The sequence below is a fragment of the Pontibacter ummariensis genome (genome assembly GCF_900188175.1).
Classification (GTDB): Bacteria; Bacteroidota; Bacteroidia; order Cytophagales; family Hymenobacteraceae; genus Pontibacter; species Pontibacter ummariensis.
Genome location: NZ_FZOQ01000001.1, coordinates 386,982 through 402,187, shown reverse-complemented (window position 1 = coordinate 402,187; position 15,206 = coordinate 386,982). Strand labels below are relative to the sequence as shown.

The window sequence follows — 15,206 nt, the reverse complement described above, 5'->3', positions numbered from 1 at the left end:
CCAATGACTTCCCCTGCCGTTTAATAAAAAAGCACCTACGTAAGCCATCCTGTGACAAGGCTTATTTAGGTGTAACATTTACACACTTAGTTACAATAAGATAAAGAAGAGAGCTATGACAAAAGGACATAATCAAGACCCAAAAAAGCAGAGCCATCCATTCGGGAAAGACCCTAATGACAAAAAGGAAAACCGCCACTTAAGCGACCAGAAGCAGAACAAGAGCCCACACCAGGGCCGTAACGAGAACGAAGACCAGTCTGGCGGTACAAAGGGCCAGAACGCGATCTAAAAATAAGCGGACACATAACAAAAGAGCCCGGGCAGGAATGCGTTCCTGCCCGGGCTCTTTTGTTATCCTAAACGTAGGGCGTTTTACTTACCTGTTTTCTTCCCGCATGTGCTCGTAGGCATCTTTGGCCTCACGGCCTTTCTTCAGGGTGGCAAACTCCACCTGCAGCGCCGCTATCTTTATCTTGTCGCCGCCACTAAGCAGGTCCAACACTTCAGCTTTTCGGGTATTCAGCTCTCCAAATACAAACTCTGCATACTCCCAGTCGCGCAGGCTCCAATCACGGCGCTGCTCCCGTGTATACTCCAGCAGGCGTGTATAGGCATCGCGCAAGTGCACGGGCTTTACTCTGCTTATCTGCGTGGTGCCAGTCATCTTGCGCTCCCACTGCGCCAGTTTATCGCCATCCAGGCTCACGGAGGTACGCTCGTTACGGTCCTCCCATTCCTGATACTGCTGCTTTATGCCCTGGTACTCCTCCTGCGACTTGGCCGGCATCTTTTTCGTGTTGCGGTCCAGGCTATAGGTCAGTTCCTTAAACTCCTGCTTCACGCTGGGCCACTCCTGCCGGATCACGCTGTCAGCTTGCGAAGACCTGCGCTGCATCCAGGCCCGAAGGTCCGCCAGGTCACGCTCCAACTGAGACTGTGCTGCAGCAAAGCCCGTACTTAACAGCACCAGGCACAGCGGCAACATCCATTTCCACATTCTGCTCATTTCTTTTGTTCTTTAGTAGCTTAACTATAACACGCTTTCACCGTAAAAATTATGCCAAATATATAAAGTAAGCTATACTTTTTCAGACAAATGCCCCTTGTATCCGCACAGAAGCAAGTTACATAAACTTAACACGAGCCCTGCCAATTGCACCATCTTTTAGGTATAAACTTCGTTATAAGTACACAAGCGGGAGACCATGTTCTTCATAAACAGGGCCTTTCCGCAGATTACGCATCCATAAAGTTATGAGCAAGACCCACAGAGGCAGCTTTCATGAAACAGTTGTTTCGATTACGAATAACGATGACATTATTCTGAGTGCTGACAAGTTCCCGTTCAAAGCCACACTCAGTCTGTCGCCGCTTATTGCCTATTGGGAGAACAAGATCGAGAAAGAGCCGGGCATCAACGCCAAGCACATGGCCGACCTGGCGGACTTGCTGCGTCGTACACCGGCGCTAATGGGCTCTATACAAGACCTGGCACTGCTGAAAGAGTATGCTGAAACGGTTGACATCCTGATGGAGGACATTTTCCCAAACGCACTGTGGGAGAACGACCTGCGGGCCGCCTCTGTCCCCTTCCACTTCCAAAGCTTTTATGCCACACCCAAATTGGAGGAACTGCAGTTGCTGGAGGGAGGCAATTACACGGAGAAACTGAACCTGGACCTGAAAACGCTCTTGTTCCGGCAAACACTCTCGGCGTACACCATTATCCTGGACAAGTTTTATAATGCCAACTTCTTTATTGATGAGCCCTTCATCTTCACGATAAAGGATAAGCTGACCGGGCTACCCCGCCATTATAAACTGGACATAGACCTGAAGTTTATGGAAGTGCAGGCAAAGACCAAGATCAAAGAGCTAAAGCCGCAGGAGATCAACTTCCTGATAAACCGCTACAACGACCTGGACCTTTGGATGCTAAAACTACCTCCGGACAATTTCGAGTTCACAGGTTTTGCCATTTACGATTTTACGGAGGTTACAAACGAGGAGACAATTTCATCGTTGCGCTACGACCTCCTGGACAAAGACACTGTGAGCACCCGGGAAGGCTTCCTGGGACTGCAGCAAAAGCTACAGGTGCTCTTTGGCCTGCCCGGGATTCAGCTGGGCTTCGCTTCCTGCCCTGCCTTGCACGAGTTTGACACCAGCTATGCCCGAAAGATCTGGAATGGCCTGATCATGACAAGCGGGTGTGACCTGAAACTGGCGGACCTGCATGGCTCTATTTATGAACCGGTCATGCAGAAGGGGCACACCATCGTGGTAGAGGACCTGCACGTTTTTCCTAATCCGAGTAAAATAGAGCGCCAGTTGCTGGACCAGGGCATACGGAACCTGATCATTGCTCCCCTTGAGTATGAAGGCAGGATCATCGGTCTGATGGAATTAGGCTCCCCTATACCAGGAGAGCTAAACGCTCTTTCCACTATCAAGCTAAAAGAAATACTCCCGCTGTTTGCCCTGGCCATTAACAGAAGCCTGGACGAGCTGCGCAGCAGCGTACAGACCATCATCAAAGAAAAGTTTACCGCCATACACCCTGTAGTGGAGTGGCGCTTTACCCAGGCGGCCACAAACCTTCTGGAACGGATGGAGCGTAACTCCAGCCCGGAAATAGAACCCATTATATTTCAGGACATATATCCGCTGTACGGTGCCTTTGATGTAAGGGGGTCTGCCATTGAGCGCAACCTGGCTATACAGGGCGACGTGCTGGAGCAACTCGTGTTAGCCAAGGAGGTACTTCTAGCCGTGAAAGACGCCCTGCCCCTGCCCATTCTCGACGAACTGATTTATAAAGTAGACAAGTACTCGCTGAATATCGTAAACGAGCTAAGCTCAGGTGACGAGGGCACCATCCTGGACTTCCTTCGCAACGAGATCGAGGCACTGTTCGACCATTTCCTCAAAAAGAACCCGGGCTCACAACCCGCTATCAGCGCTTACCGCTCTGCCATCAATAATCCATACCGGGTCGTGTATAACAAGCGCAGGGCCTACGAGGAGAGTCTGTTCATGATTAACGAAACGATCTCCAGTTTTCTGGAGCGCGAAGAAGAGAAAGCGCAGCAGATATTCCCGCACTATTTCGAGAAGTACAAGACCGACGGATTGGAGTACAACATCTACATCGGCTCTTCGCTGCTGCATGATGGCAGCTTTGAGCAAATTTACCTGAAGAACATGCGGCTGTGGCAGCTGATGCTCACCTGTGAGATTGCACGCCGTATACACAAGCTGCGCCCCAGCCTAAAGCTGCCCCTCGAAATCACCCAGCTGGTTCTCGTGCACAACGAGCCTATCTCTATTCGGTTCCGTCAGGACGAGAAGAAGTTTGACGTAGACGGCGCCAATAACATCCGCTACGAGATCATCAAAAAAAGAGTCGAAAAAGCAGCCGTGCGCCATACAGAGGAGCGCCTGACGCAGCCAGGTAAAGTGGCTATCGTGTATACCCAACAAAAGGAAGCCCTGGAGTACGAGCGCTACCTGGAGTTTCTGAAGTCGGAGGGGTACATCGAAGGGGACGTGGAGCACCTGGAAATAGAGGAACTGCAGGGCGTACAAGGCTTAAAGGCCCTTCGCTTTAGTATCAATTTTAAGGAACAGCTACGCCACGACATCGACGCCGGCGATGAACTGCTGGAAATTGCAAAAAGCGCCAGTCTGAATTAGCCTTCACAAACATATCTATATACATATTTTAACATTTTGGCATTTCTTTCGTCCTTCCCGAAAAAAAATCAAAGCTCACCCTTAAGATTTAATACATTTTATATCAACACTTTGCAACCACAAACACAGACATTCCGTAGGGAGCGCCTCTCTTTTTATCTGTACCAGTGCAATTTTTAAAACAAAGGCTGCGTTTTCACCTAAACTTGCCCATTACAGGTAAAGGCAAGTATATATTTCACTTTTTAATTTAGTTCAACTTTTAGCCAAATGAGACTAAACAAAAAATTTTTACCTGCCATACTTTTTTGTGGTGTGGTAGCGCTCAGTTCTTGCGAGAAGAGCGAGCAGGACATTGCGCAGCCGGATTTCGAGCAGGGAATGATCTCGCAGATCATGGCCGATTCGGCAGAGGTAACTTCTTACGCCTTTGCAGGTAAGCAACTGAGCCAGATCAACCACTACGACAAAGAGTCAGGTGAGCTGGAAAGCTTTGACCGGTTTGAGCGTGACGGCAAAGGAAAGCTCATCAAGACATCCACACATGCAGGAGGCAACCACGCCCTGCTGTCTGAGCAAAGCTTTACGTACAATACCGACGGTTTACTGACAAAGTCTAAGATGGTCTATTACAATGGCAGCAAGGTAGAGTACACCGGCTATGCCACCTATAGCTATGACGCACAGAACAAACTAGAGAAAAAGTCGGTGTTTGAGGGAGAGGAGCAGGAAAAGGCCACGCCTAAATCTTACACCACCTACAGCGTGTTGCCGAACGGGAACTACACGCAGGAAGAGCAGTATGTGATTGACGATAAGGGAGAGGAAAAGCTGTTCTCCGTAAGCACTTACAGCTACGATAACAGCATTAACCCTTTCCATGAGTTTGCAGAGCCCGGCACGGCCAGCAGCCCGAATAACCTGATTGCCGCAACTACGGTAGTAAGCGGTAGCAATAAGACGTACGAGTATGCCTACGCTTACACCTACGACGAACGAGGCTACCCACTGACACAGACGGTTAACACCCCAACCGGCAAACGTGAAGTCTTCACCTACGTGTACAGTAACTAGAATTTGGACCTATTTTCAAGAAAAGGCCCTGGTGACCCAGGGCCTTTTTTGTTTGATTTCACCTGCTCTGATCGTCCCTAAGGGGTACTTGTCCCATTTAATGAGTATATTTGTTTAGATCTCATACAGACAAGATGGCAAAAACGAAAATCACGGTAAACAACAACGGCTCTCTGCGTGTAGAGGGCGACTTTGAAATTGTGGACAAGAATGGGAACACCTATGGACTAGGAGGCAGAGAACTGGTTTCCATCTGCCGCTGCGGCCGTTCGCAAAACAAGCCTTTTTGCGATGGCTCTCACAAGGGACACTTTGAGCACGAAGCCGAAGCTTTTGACCTTCCTCCAAAGAAATAAGCCCCGTACCAGATGGCAGAACGCCTTGTTACCATAGCTGCTTTTAACGACCTAACCGAAGCGCACATCCTGAAGGGGCGCCTGGAGGCAGAGGGCATTCTGTGTTTTCTGGGGGATGAACACATCGTGGGCGCACAGCCCTTTTACTCGGTGGCTGTAGGAGGCGTTAAGCTTAAAGTAACGGAGCAGGATGTGGAGGAGGCAAAGGCTATCCTGGCCCGCATACAGGGCGGTGAAGGTGAGTTCGAGTTAAACGAAAGCATTGAGCTGGCCCCGCCCATGCAGGAGCACCCGGAGGCTATCGTGTGCCCTAACTGTGGCTCCGATAACGTGAACGAAGAGAAATACAATAAAACGGTTTTCTCCCTCAGCTATCTGTTCCTAGGTTTTCCGGTGCCCTTTCTTAGCCGTAAGTACCACTGCTACAACTGCGGCTACCGCTGGAAGCGGAAATAAAAAAGCAGCCACTGTAAAAGTGGCTGCCATACGCTTCTGATAAATTCCTTTTACCTGGCGGCCAGCTTGTTTACCAGCTGCACGTACTGGCTACGGGCCTCTTCCTGGCCTTTGCCTTCCTGCTGCTTCCAGGCATCCCACTTGGCTATGTTCTTAAAGTCAAAGCCGCCCGGGCGCTCGGTGTTCACGTTGCCTTCGGTAGCCTGCTTGTACAGGCCGTACAGTTGTAGCAGCACATCATTACTGGGGCGTTCCGACAGTGTTTGAGACTTTGCTACTGCACTTTCAAATTCTTCTTGTGTCGCCATATTATGCTTGTTTTTCTTTAAAGATGATGCATCAAGATAAGCATTTATCCTCTGCATGCATAACTTTTTAACTCATCTTTCTTCTTGCTCCCCAACGTTCCAACAGCCTGTAAACAAGGTATCTGGCGCTCCCCCTCCTGTTTCGTGTTGGCTTAGTCCAGCTTCAGCACGATCTTACCGAACTGCTGGCCTTCGTCCATGCGGCGGAAAGCTCTTTCTGCCTCCTCCAGCGGAAACACCTTATCAATCACAGGCTTTAGCGTTTTATCGCTGATGAACTGTACCATGTCAGCAAAGTCCTGCGCTGTCCCCATGGTGCTGCCGTTAATGGAGATCTGTTTCCAGAAGATCTCGGCCGGATTCAGGCTGGGGATCGTACCTGCCGTGCGGCCGTAGATACCGATGCGCGCGCCCGGGTTTGCCAGTCTTACCAGTTGTGCAAAGCCTTCTCCCCCAGCCGAGTCGATCATCACATCAAAGCCGCCGGCCTGCTCCTTCAGCTTTTTGCCCCAGTCCTCTGTTTTGTAGTTAACGCCTCCCTTCGCGCCCAACAACTTTGCCCGCTCTACTTTCTCCTCAGCGCCGGAGGTAACCCAGACCTCGGCACCCGCAGCCACAGCAAACTGTACAGCAAACAAAGCCACACCACCGCCTGCACCTGTTACAAGCACGCGCTCCCCTTCCTGCAGGTTACAGCGCGTAAACAGGGCCCGATAGGCTGTTACGCCCCCTAAAGGCACTGCAGCGGCTTCCTCAAAGCTTAGATGCTCCGGCTTACCGTACAGGTTGGTGGCAGGTACCTTCACATATTCCGCAAAGGTGCCCTCCTGTGGCATGCCCAGTATTTTAAAGTCCCGGCCCTGTGCCCGCGGGTTGTCTCCCCAGTTGGTAGCGGGGTCTATGATCACTTCTTTTCCTAACCAGCTGTCATCTACTCCTTCGCCTGTTTCAACTACGACACCGGCCCCATCAGAGCCAGGCACAGCAGGCACTTTAATGCTGGCATACTGCCCCTTCTGTATCCAGACGTCTCGGTGGTTCAAGGCAGCGGCCTTTACCTGTACCAGCACCTCCCCTTCCCCCGGCTGCGGCTTGTCCTTTTCAATTATCTCTAGTGGTTTTCCAATCTCTTTTAATGTGACTGCTTTCATTCTTTATTTTTAGGATCCAGTTTGCGATACCCGCAAGTTAAGATATCTCCTGTTTTACAAAAGGCTGGCCCCGCAAACCTTGCTTTTTGCCGGCCAGTCTGTATCTTTCACCTGCACTATTTTTGAATTATGAACACGAGTTACAGTATACGGCAAGCCACCGAAGCAGATATCCCTACCCTCCACCAACTAGCCCAGTCTATCTGGGCGCCTACTTACAGCAGCATTCTGTCACAGGAACAGGTAGAGTATATGTTTGAGGTAATCTATGAGGAGGAAGCCTTACGGCAGCAGATGCAGGAGGGGCAGACGTTCCTGCTTCTTTTCGAAGAGAAGACCCCGATTGGCTTTGCCGCATTTTCCCTCAAAGACGCGACAGAGCACGTGTACAAGCTCAACAAAATCTACCTGCTCACGGAGCTGCAGGGCAAAGGCTATGGGAAGGTACTACTTTCAGCAGCGGAAGAGGAAGTTCGGAAAAGAGGGGCGGCTGTTCTGGACCTGAACGTGAACCGGTACAACAAAGCAAAACAGTTTTACGAGCGCTGCGGTTACACAGTACACCTCGAAGAGGATATTCCTATTGGTCCGTACTGGATGAATGACTATGTGATGCGCAAAGTATTGTAGGAAGGGCGAAAAAATAAAAGGGCAGCCGTTTGGCTGCCCCTTGTATAGCTCACTTTAAACTTAAACAAACAAATTAGTTGTGTGCAATCGGATCCGCGTTTCCATCAGGGTCTCCAAGCACCTTTCCATCTTCATTTATGTTTCCTAATAGCAACAAGCCTGCTACATGTGGCGAAGCCATTGAAGTACCACTGATGGTGTTGTAGCCACCGTCTTTCCAGGTAGACTGAATGTTTACGCCGGGAGCACAGAAGTCAACAGGCGGATTGCCGTAGTTCGAGAAATAAGCAAAAGTATCTTTATCATCCATGGCTGATATGGTGTACACGTTGCTGTGGTTCACACGTGCTGGAGACGAGTTGTTAGCATCTGTGCTTTCATTACCAGCAGCTAGGGCAAACTTAATACCCTTGTCCGCTGCCTTAGTAATGGCTAGATCCAAAGCATCTGAAACAGGACCACCAAGGCTCATGTTCGCCACATCACCGGATTTAGCGTTAGCTGCAACATAATCCACACCGGCAATAACCCCGGAGTATGAGCCGCTGCCACGGGAATCGAGCACTTTAACAGCTACAACGGTGGCATCATGAGCAACACCAACCACCCCGGTAGTGTTGTTCTTAGCAGCAATGGTACCGGCCACATGCGATCCGTGTCCGTTCATGTCGTCGGCAGTACCTGCATCTCTGCCAGAAGTGAACACAGACATGCTACGACCTGCATCCACCTTCAGGTCCGGGTGATTCAGGTCAACGCCGGTGTCGATGACCCAAGCAGTTTTTCCTGCCCCGCTGGCATATCCTACGCGGGAAATGCCATATGGCACAGTCTGGCCAGTAGAACCGCCGCCACCGCCTCTGTCTGGCTTGGCAAGCATCACAATACGATCCGGCTCTACGTAGGCCACCTTCGGATCATGCCGGAGGGCTTCCGCCTCCTCTACGGATAAATTAACCGCTATACCCTGCAGCGCCTGGCCGTACGCCTGCTCTATCTTAATATCTTTAACTCCATTCGCTGCCAGTATATCCTTCCCAACGTTACGAACCACGTCCACGCGCTGTTCATAGCTAGCTCCCGGATCCAAGCGCAAATTTCCGTCTTGCTTAAATACAATTATGTATTTACCCGGGATGATCGCCCCGTTTTGACTACCAGCCTGTACTTCGGCCTCTGGTGCCAGCGTTTCTCCTTCGTTGTCACAGGCAGTGAAGGTGCAGGCAGCTGTTGCCATAGCTGCACCAAACAGGACAGAGCGCATTAAGCCTCTTAAACGTAAAGTGTTCTTCATACTACTTGATTAGGTTTAGTGATGAGAAAAATGTTTAATAAAATGAAGTGATGTCATATCTAATCTATTGATTAATGTATATATATGCAAATTATATTATTAATTTTTTATCATACCTCATTCAAAAGCTTTCCAAAGCAGTCCAATCACGCCTTTTGTTATAACAGAGGCTTCCGGCAAAACTAGTTAGGTGTAGGAACAGGAGTCACAAAAGAGCACGGGCAAGGGAAGGAACAGCTCCGGAAAAGCAAGTTTAACAGCAGCAGGTTTTTGCTAACACACGCTATTTGCAACACAGGCACTTCCCACGTATTAGAATAGTTAAAAGGAGTACCACTTAATCTAAGCTGTTGTAACCGTAGGGGATAGCATCTTTAGGCGAATCCTTGTATATTCGAAACAAGAGTAAACCCACGAAAAGATGATCAAACTGTTTTCATACAGAGCCCTTTTGAGTGCCTTTATACTCGCAAGTTGTCTGGCGCCCTTAGCGTCCTGTAACCAGGCTTCTGAAGAAGACCAGGCTGTGGCGGCAGAAGAGGAAGAAGAACAAGGCCTTGTACCACTTACTTATGAGAACGCAGTAGAGGTACTAAGCGCCTATGCCGAAAAGCACCCTGATAGCTTAGCGGTAATCTCTACCCGACACGGTGATATAAAGGTACGTCTGTATAAAGAAACGCCCCTGCACCGGGCTAACTTCGTACGCCTGACCAAGGCTGGCTTTTATAACGAAGGGGAGTTCTACCGGGTGGTGAAGGATTTTGCCATACAGGGAGGCGACTCTGACGAGCGTACCATGAGCCAGGGAGGGTACAAGATACCCCAGGAGTTTAACCCGAAGTACATTCACAAGCGCGGGGCACTGGCAATGGCCCGATACGGCGACGAACGAAACCCGGAGAAGGAGTCTTCCTCCCACAACTTTTACATCGTGACCGGCGAGCCTGTTTTTGAAGAGCAGTTACGCGCCTACGAGGCCCAACGCAACATAGACTATACTCCTGCCCAAGAGCAAGCCTACCTGGAACTTGGCGGCGAACCCGGGCTTGACACCGAATATACTGTTTTTGGTGAGGTAATAGAGGGAATGGATGTAGTAGAAAAAATTGAGCAGGAGCCAGTGGATGCTTCGGACTGGCCTAGGCGTGTAGTTCCGCATACCATTAAAATCGTAAAGGAGTAGCAGTTAAACGCTTCCCAAAAAGAAGGCGCGGCAGAAATCTGCCGCGCCTTCTTTTTGGGAAGCGTCAAGTTTTACCAGATGTTGATTCTGTTTTCTTCCTTCCTGTACATTTGGTCGTTTGATTCGCAGCCAAAAGCTTCGTAAAACTCCGGCATGTTAGACACCGGACCGTTTGTGCGGAAGCGGCCAGGTGAGTGCGGATCTGTCAGAATCTGCTGGTTCAGGTACTCATCGCGCGCATTCACACGCCAGATCTGCGCCCAGGCCAGGAAGAAGCGCTGTTCAGGCGTAAGACCTGCTATCTTACCCGGGTCCTTATTCTCCAGCGCCTTCTGCAATGCGGTGTAAGCAATGTTCAGTCCCCCGATGTCGGCAATGTTCTCGCCCAGCGTCAGTTTGCCGTTTACATGCAAATTGTCCAGCACGGTGTACTGATCGTACTGGTCGGCCACAGCGTTGGCACGGGCCGTAAACTGCTCCAGGTCCTGCGCTGTCCACCAGTCTTTCAGGTTGCCTTCGTAGTCATACTTGGCTCCCTGGTCATCAAAGCCGTGTGTTAGTTCATGCCCGATCACAGCACCCATGCCGCCGTAGTTAACCGCATCGTCGGCCTGTGGGTCGAAGAAAGGTGGCTGCAGGATACCGGCCGGGAACACGATCTCATTCATAGTCGGGTTATAGTAAGCGTTAACCGTTGGCGGCGACATAAACCACTCCTCCCGGTCTACCGGCTTTCCGATCTTGCCAATGTTATCACGGAAGGCGAACTGGCTGGCCCGCATCACATTAGCGGCATAGGAGTCGCGGTTGATGTCCAGGCCCTGATAGTCTTCCCACTTATCGGGGTAACCGATCTTCACGGCGAAAGCCTCCAGCTTTTGCAAGGCCCGCTGCTTGGTCGCTTCGCTCATCCAGTCCAGGTCGGCCACATGCTCTTTAAAGGCCTCCTGCAGGTTATTCACCATCGTAATTGCCTTTTGCTTGGCCTCCGGCGAGAAAGTCTCTTCCACGTAAAGCTGACCTAACGCCTCCCCCAGGGCACTGTCTGTGGCACGCAGCACCCGCTTCCAGCGCGGCTGCATCTCCTGTGCCCCACTTAGCACCTTGCCGTAAAAGTCGAAGTTCTCTTCCACGAAGTTCTGGCTCAGATAAGGGGCCATGGTACGGGCCACATGCCAGGTAGTATAGGTCTTCCAGTCCTCCAGGGGCACGCTTTTTAGCATGCTATTCAGTTCCTTGAAGAACTCCGGCTGCCCCACAATGATCTCTTTGGCGGCCTGAACCCCCATTCCTGTCAGCAACTGGCTCACGCGCAGGTTTGGGTTCTGATTCGCAAACTCCTGCAGTGTCATCTTATTGTAATTGGCGTACGGGTCGCGGAGTGCCACGCGGGTTCGTGAGGCCTTAGCCAGGCTTGTCTCAATATCAAACACGGTGCGTGCCTTCTTCTGAGCAGTCGCCGCATCGTTGCCCAGCAGTTGGAACATGTTCTGCAGGTGCTCCAGGTACTCCTTCCGGATCGTCTGAGAACGCTCATCCTCTTTCAGGTAATAATCCCGGTCTGGCAAGCCGAGTCCCCCCTGCCCAGCCTGCAGTGCGTACTGGGTACTGATCTTATCGTCCTGCGACACATACATGCTAAAGAAGCCGCTTACGCCTTTGGTCTTCAGGTCCGCTACTGTGCTGATCAGGTCTGCTGTGCTCTTTACGGCTGCTATTTCTTCTAACTCAGGCTTTATCGGTGTCAGCCCCGCCTGGTCCGTTGCCACGGAATCTATGCCTGAGGCATAAAAGTCGCCGACCAGCTGCGTGGCTGACCCTTCCGGAGCGGCACTGTTAGAAGCGGCCTCTGTTAAAATATTGCGAAGTACGGCATTGTTCTTCTCAGCCAGCTCGTTGAAGGATCCCCAGCGGCTCTCCGAGGCAGGGATAGGATTGTTTTTAATCCAGCCGCCGTTGGCATACTGATAAAAATCGACACAAGGACTTACAGTGGTATCCAGGTTAGCAAGATCCAACCCTCGGCCCATGTTCACTTCCACTGTCTCGGACGTATCGCCCTCGTTGGTTGCAGACGAACTACAACCGCCAAGCAACAGTCCAGCCAGTACGGCAGAATAAGGTAACAGATGTGTTTTTTTCATCATACTGTCTTTTTGTTTTAGCTGATACTTAAGGTACCTGTTTTAGAACAAGTTCTCAAGTCCATACTATGTCTAGTGTTAATGGTTACCTTACGCATAAAAAGGCTTCGCAAAGCTTAACGGAAGAACACCAATCAAAGCTGTCTGGCAAGGGCTTTTAGAAAACCGGTTATTGGTCAAGAGCCTTTAGGCCTATAACAGCCATTTATACACCCTTACCAAGCGTTGTTGTGAAGCCCCTAACCGGTACAAGCCGTAGATCAGGAAATAGCCTGCCTGCAAACGATACACACCGACCTGCTTGTACTTCCGGGCAGAGGTCACTACCTGTTGGGGCAGTACGATGAAACGCGCTAATTTGCGCAACCGCCCCACTACCTCCTGGTCCTCCAACAGCAGGAGCCGTTCGTCGAAACCGCCCACCTGCTCAAAAATATCCCGCCGCACAAAAAGGCTCTGGTCTCCGAAACGTACCGCATCTACGTCGAACCTTGTGAACCAGGCATTCAGGCTCAGGAACCAGTGGGACAGGTCGAACCGAAGCCTAAAGCAGCCGCTGCCGTAGCCTTGCTTTACTGCTACCATTAACTGCTGCTCAAAATCAGGGGGCGGATAAGTATCGGCGTGTAAAAAGTAAAGAATATCCCCGGTGCTTGCTGCGGCCCCAGTGTTCATCTGGCGGGCCCTGCCCTTCCGTGCACAAGTTAGTACCCGTACCCCATGTTCCTCGGCAATACAACGCGTGGCATCACTGCTACCACCATCCGCCACGATCAGTTCAGTGCCTGTGCTTACATGTTGCTGCAGGTGCTTTAACAATGGCCCGATCGTGTCTTCTTCCTGGTAAGTGGGTATGATGACGCTTAGCTTCAAATAGCTTCGGTTTAGGTGTCCTACAAGTTACAAATCGAAGCGTACCATACAGGGCAAACAACAGGAAATTTATATCTTTAAGAAGCATAAACCCAATTAGTTTGAGCCTAGTCTTCTGTCCCCTCCCCCTTTTTCAGTGGCTGCCGCCTTTCTGTGCCTGGTACAGCTTCCGGCCCCATTCCCTGCAGTTAGCTGAGCTAAGCCCGGGACAGGGGGTGTTAATGGTGCTGCTGGTGTTCGGTCTTATCGAGCTGATACAGTATGGGGTAAAGCAGTACCGGCTCAGGCCTTTGGTGGAAGAACTACGCCGTCAACAACCGCCTTATTACGCCTCCTTACCCCAGCCCCTTAAACGGGATTTTGAAAAACGGGTGGTCAATTTCCTGGTCCGGAAAAGATTTATCCCGCGCGGCGAAAACTTTGAGGTAACCTTAGGCATGCAAGTGCGAGTAGCCGCCTGCGCCGTGCAAGTTACCTTTGGGCTGGCCCCCATCTCCCTGCCCCACTTCAGCCGCATCCTCCTATACCCCGACCGCTATTACTCTGCTGAGTTCAAGCGCTACCACAGCGGAGAAGTGAACATGCGCGGTTGCATTGTTCTGTCGTGGAAAGATTTTCAGGTCGGCTACCAGAATGCAAGCGACGGCTTTAATCTGGGCTTGCACGAGATGGCCCACGCCCTGCATTTAGAGAACATGATCTCGAACCAGGAGCACAGCTTTCTGGACAGGCAGCACTTACTGCAGTGGGACCAACTGGCTCAGCAGGAAATGAAGCGGCAACAACAAACACCCGGAACGTTCCTGCGCCCACAGGCTTGCCAGGATGAGCACGAGTTCTTTGCCGTCTGTGTAGAGTCTTTCTTCGAGCGTCCTAAAGCGTTCAGCAGCCATCACCCCGATTTGTACCAGGCACTAGCACAGCTACTACAGCAGGACCCGGCAAAGGGCATCTACCAGCTGTAAAACAACTTATAAAAGTTCGGTTTCACTTTAGGCAAGGGCAGCTTGTACAACAACGAAGAGGTCTTGCCTCCCCTACGGCTTTAGACAAGTTTATAACCAGTGAATAAAGAGTGAAGTTAGTTTAGGGACAGATAAAGAAGAAAGCTAAGGTTAATAAAAGCTAAGGTTAATAATAGGGTTAAACCTATAAGTTTATTTTATTATATTAGAGTAGCTATATGCTGTCGCCCTGTTTCTGCATCTGCTATGCAAAATAAACTGTGCTTACTTATCGGCACCTTTCTCGCGGTACTGTCCTATCACGCATGTGCCCAGCTCAAGCCTTACCCCAGGCTTGAGCTATAAGCAAGTGAGACCTTTACTGTAGGGCCGGAGAACATCTTGATTGTGGACACCCTTGTCCTGCACGATGCGTCTACCATTCGGTTTACATCTTCTAAGAAAGGGCTACTGGGCGTGCGAATCGCTTATGTAGGGGAAGGTTGTGTTATTACCTCTAAAGGAGCCAGCGGAGAGCATGGAAGCCGTGTGCTTTCTGGCGCAAATGGAGCAGACGGGAGCGACCTGGAAATTGATATTCATTTTATGACGCTGGGCAGCCTTACGCTGGACACGCGCGGTGGAGACGGCGGAAACGGCTACATCGGCAAGAACTGGAACATGCCGAGTACCCAAACAACCTCCAGAAGAGTACCTGATGGCAAAGGAGGGCTTACAAGCGTTACGCGTAACATACAAACGAGCATGGGCTCCACTGGAGAACCTGGATCTCCAGGAGGTGCTGGAGGCAAGGGCGGTGATCTTATACTAACCTACAGTACAGATAGATTTGCCTTAAACTTTAACCACAACCCTAGACCAGGCCAAAAGAAAGAAGTACACTTTATTGAGATATTGTACGAAGCAGGCAAACATGGTAAAGCAGGAAGAAACGGCAATTCATACACAGGCTCACGGGAAGTTGGCACTACCGTTATTCCCGGCAATACCGTATCTGCCAGGCACCAGCCACAGCAAAACGGGACCATTAAGCTAGTTAATGCAAATAAACCCCAACTATAACTGCTATT

Annotated in this window: 15 protein-coding genes; 9 read left to right on the top strand and 6 right to left on the bottom strand. The window is 50.6% G+C overall.

All coding sequences use genetic code 11. From position 1 onward, the window contains the following. Positions 1–115 precede the first annotated feature (115 nt). Positions 116–292: a hypothetical protein gene (locus CHB92_RS25685; protein ID WP_179222924.1), complete on the top strand. Its 177-nt coding sequence runs from the start codon at positions 116–118 to the stop codon at positions 290–292. A gap of 87 nt (positions 293–379) precedes the next feature. Here the strand turns inward: CHB92_RS25685 and CHB92_RS01730 are convergent, their stop codons facing one another. Then, positions 380–1,009: a hypothetical protein gene (locus CHB92_RS01730; RefSeq protein WP_144266251.1), complete on the bottom strand. Its 630-nt coding sequence runs from the start codon at positions 1,007–1,009 to the stop codon at positions 380–382. A gap of 248 nt (positions 1,010–1,257) precedes the next feature. On the opposite strand from CHB92_RS01730, the gene CHB92_RS01725 reads away from it, so the two are divergent. The 4 genes from CHB92_RS01725 (at position 1,258) to CHB92_RS01710 (ending at position 5,585) form a co-directional block, all read left to right on the top strand. Beyond that, positions 1,258–3,699 carry a GAF domain-containing protein gene (locus tag CHB92_RS01725; protein ID WP_089317422.1) on the top strand — a complete coding sequence of 814 codons (2,442 nt, stop codon included), beginning with the start codon at positions 1,258–1,260 and terminating at the stop codon, positions 3,697–3,699. Between the two features lie 270 nt (positions 3,700–3,969). After that, the gene (locus tag CHB92_RS01720) at positions 3,970–4,773 is read left to right on the top strand and encodes a hypothetical protein (protein ID WP_106219047.1); all 804 of its coding nucleotides are present in this window, start codon (positions 3,970–3,972) and stop codon (positions 4,771–4,773) included. A 134-nt stretch (positions 4,774–4,907) separates the two neighbouring features. Beyond that, positions 4,908–5,129 (top strand): CDGSH iron-sulfur domain-containing protein, encoded by a 222-nt coding sequence (locus tag CHB92_RS01715; RefSeq protein WP_089317420.1) that lies wholly within the window; start codon positions 4,908–4,910, stop codon positions 5,127–5,129. Positions 5,130–5,141: 12 nt separating this feature from the next. Further along, a complete protein-coding gene (locus CHB92_RS01710) occupies positions 5,142–5,585 on the top strand; it encodes a putative signal transducing protein (protein WP_089317419.1) in 444 nt (147 codons plus the stop codon). A 50-nt stretch (positions 5,586–5,635) separates the two neighbouring features. Here the strand turns inward: CHB92_RS01710 and CHB92_RS01705 are convergent, their stop codons facing one another. Further along, entirely contained in the window at positions 5,636–5,893 is a 258-nt protein-coding gene (locus tag CHB92_RS01705) for an acyl-CoA-binding protein (RefSeq protein WP_089317418.1), read from the bottom strand. A gap of 152 nt (positions 5,894–6,045) precedes the next feature. Continuing rightward, positions 6,046–7,044: a zinc-binding dehydrogenase gene (locus tag CHB92_RS01700; protein ID WP_089317417.1), complete on the bottom strand. Its 999-nt coding sequence runs from the start codon at positions 7,042–7,044 to the stop codon at positions 6,046–6,048. A 129-nt stretch (positions 7,045–7,173) separates the two neighbouring features. Here CHB92_RS01700 and CHB92_RS01695 point away from each other — a divergent pair, with 129 nt between their 5' ends. Continuing rightward, positions 7,174–7,674, top strand: coding sequence for a GNAT family N-acetyltransferase (locus CHB92_RS01695; RefSeq protein WP_089317416.1), 501 nt, complete (start codon positions 7,174–7,176; stop codon positions 7,672–7,674). A gap of 73 nt (positions 7,675–7,747) precedes the next feature. Here CHB92_RS01695 and CHB92_RS01690 read toward each other — a convergent pair whose 3' ends face one another. Beyond that, positions 7,748–8,968 (bottom strand): S8 family peptidase, encoded by a 1,221-nt coding sequence (locus CHB92_RS01690; protein WP_089317415.1) that lies wholly within the window; start codon positions 8,966–8,968, stop codon positions 7,748–7,750. Positions 8,969–9,389: 421 nt separating this feature from the next. Between CHB92_RS01690 and CHB92_RS01685 the strand changes: the two genes are divergently transcribed. After that, positions 9,390–10,154 carry a peptidylprolyl isomerase gene (locus CHB92_RS01685; RefSeq protein WP_089317414.1) on the top strand — a complete coding sequence of 255 codons (765 nt, stop codon included), beginning with the start codon at positions 9,390–9,392 and terminating at the stop codon, positions 10,152–10,154. Between the two features lie 71 nt (positions 10,155–10,225). Here the strand turns inward: CHB92_RS01685 and CHB92_RS01680 are convergent, their stop codons facing one another. Further along, entirely contained in the window at positions 10,226–12,301 is a 2,076-nt protein-coding gene (locus CHB92_RS01680; protein ID WP_089317413.1) for a M13 family metallopeptidase, read from the bottom strand. Between the two features lie 189 nt (positions 12,302–12,490). Further along, entirely contained in the window at positions 12,491–13,171 is a 681-nt protein-coding gene (locus tag CHB92_RS01675; protein WP_089317412.1) for a TIGR04283 family arsenosugar biosynthesis glycosyltransferase, read from the bottom strand. Positions 13,172–13,272: 101 nt separating this feature from the next. Here CHB92_RS01675 and CHB92_RS01670 point away from each other — a divergent pair, with 101 nt between their 5' ends. After that, complete coding sequence (locus CHB92_RS01670; RefSeq protein ID WP_089317411.1) at positions 13,273–14,136, top strand: zinc-dependent peptidase; 864 nt, start codon at positions 13,273–13,275, stop codon at positions 14,134–14,136. A gap of 387 nt (positions 14,137–14,523) precedes the next feature. After that, positions 14,524–15,198, top strand: a complete 675-nt coding sequence (locus tag CHB92_RS01665; protein WP_144266250.1) for a hypothetical protein — start codon at positions 14,524–14,526, stop codon at positions 15,196–15,198. Positions 15,199–15,206 lie beyond the last annotated feature (8 nt).

Coding starts and splice junctions, on each gene's coding strand:
- CHB92_RS25685 (WP_179222924.1), top strand. CDS start 116: ATGACAAAAGGACATAATCAAGACCCAAAAAAGCAGAGCCATCCATTC.
- CHB92_RS01730 (WP_144266251.1), bottom strand. CDS start 1,009: ATGAGCAGAATGTGGAAATGGATGTTGCCGCTGTGCCTGGTGCTGTTA.
- CHB92_RS01725 (WP_089317422.1), top strand. CDS start 1,258: ATGAGCAAGACCCACAGAGGCAGCTTTCATGAAACAGTTGTTTCGATT.
- CHB92_RS01720 (WP_106219047.1), top strand. CDS start 3,970: ATGAGACTAAACAAAAAATTTTTACCTGCCATACTTTTTTGTGGTGTG.
- CHB92_RS01715 (WP_089317420.1), top strand. CDS start 4,908: ATGGCAAAAACGAAAATCACGGTAAACAACAACGGCTCTCTGCGTGTA.
- CHB92_RS01710 (WP_089317419.1), top strand. CDS start 5,142: ATGGCAGAACGCCTTGTTACCATAGCTGCTTTTAACGACCTAACCGAA.
- CHB92_RS01705 (WP_089317418.1), bottom strand. CDS start 5,893: ATGGCGACACAAGAAGAATTTGAAAGTGCAGTAGCAAAGTCTCAAACA.
- CHB92_RS01700 (WP_089317417.1), bottom strand. CDS start 7,044: ATGAAAGCAGTCACATTAAAAGAGATTGGAAAACCACTAGAGATAATT.
- CHB92_RS01695 (WP_089317416.1), top strand. CDS start 7,174: ATGAACACGAGTTACAGTATACGGCAAGCCACCGAAGCAGATATCCCT.
- CHB92_RS01690 (WP_089317415.1), bottom strand. CDS start 8,968: ATGAAGAACACTTTACGTTTAAGAGGCTTAATGCGCTCTGTCCTGTTT.
- CHB92_RS01685 (WP_089317414.1), top strand. CDS start 9,390: ATGATCAAACTGTTTTCATACAGAGCCCTTTTGAGTGCCTTTATACTC.
- CHB92_RS01680 (WP_089317413.1), bottom strand. CDS start 12,301: ATGATGAAAAAAACACATCTGTTACCTTATTCTGCCGTACTGGCTGGA.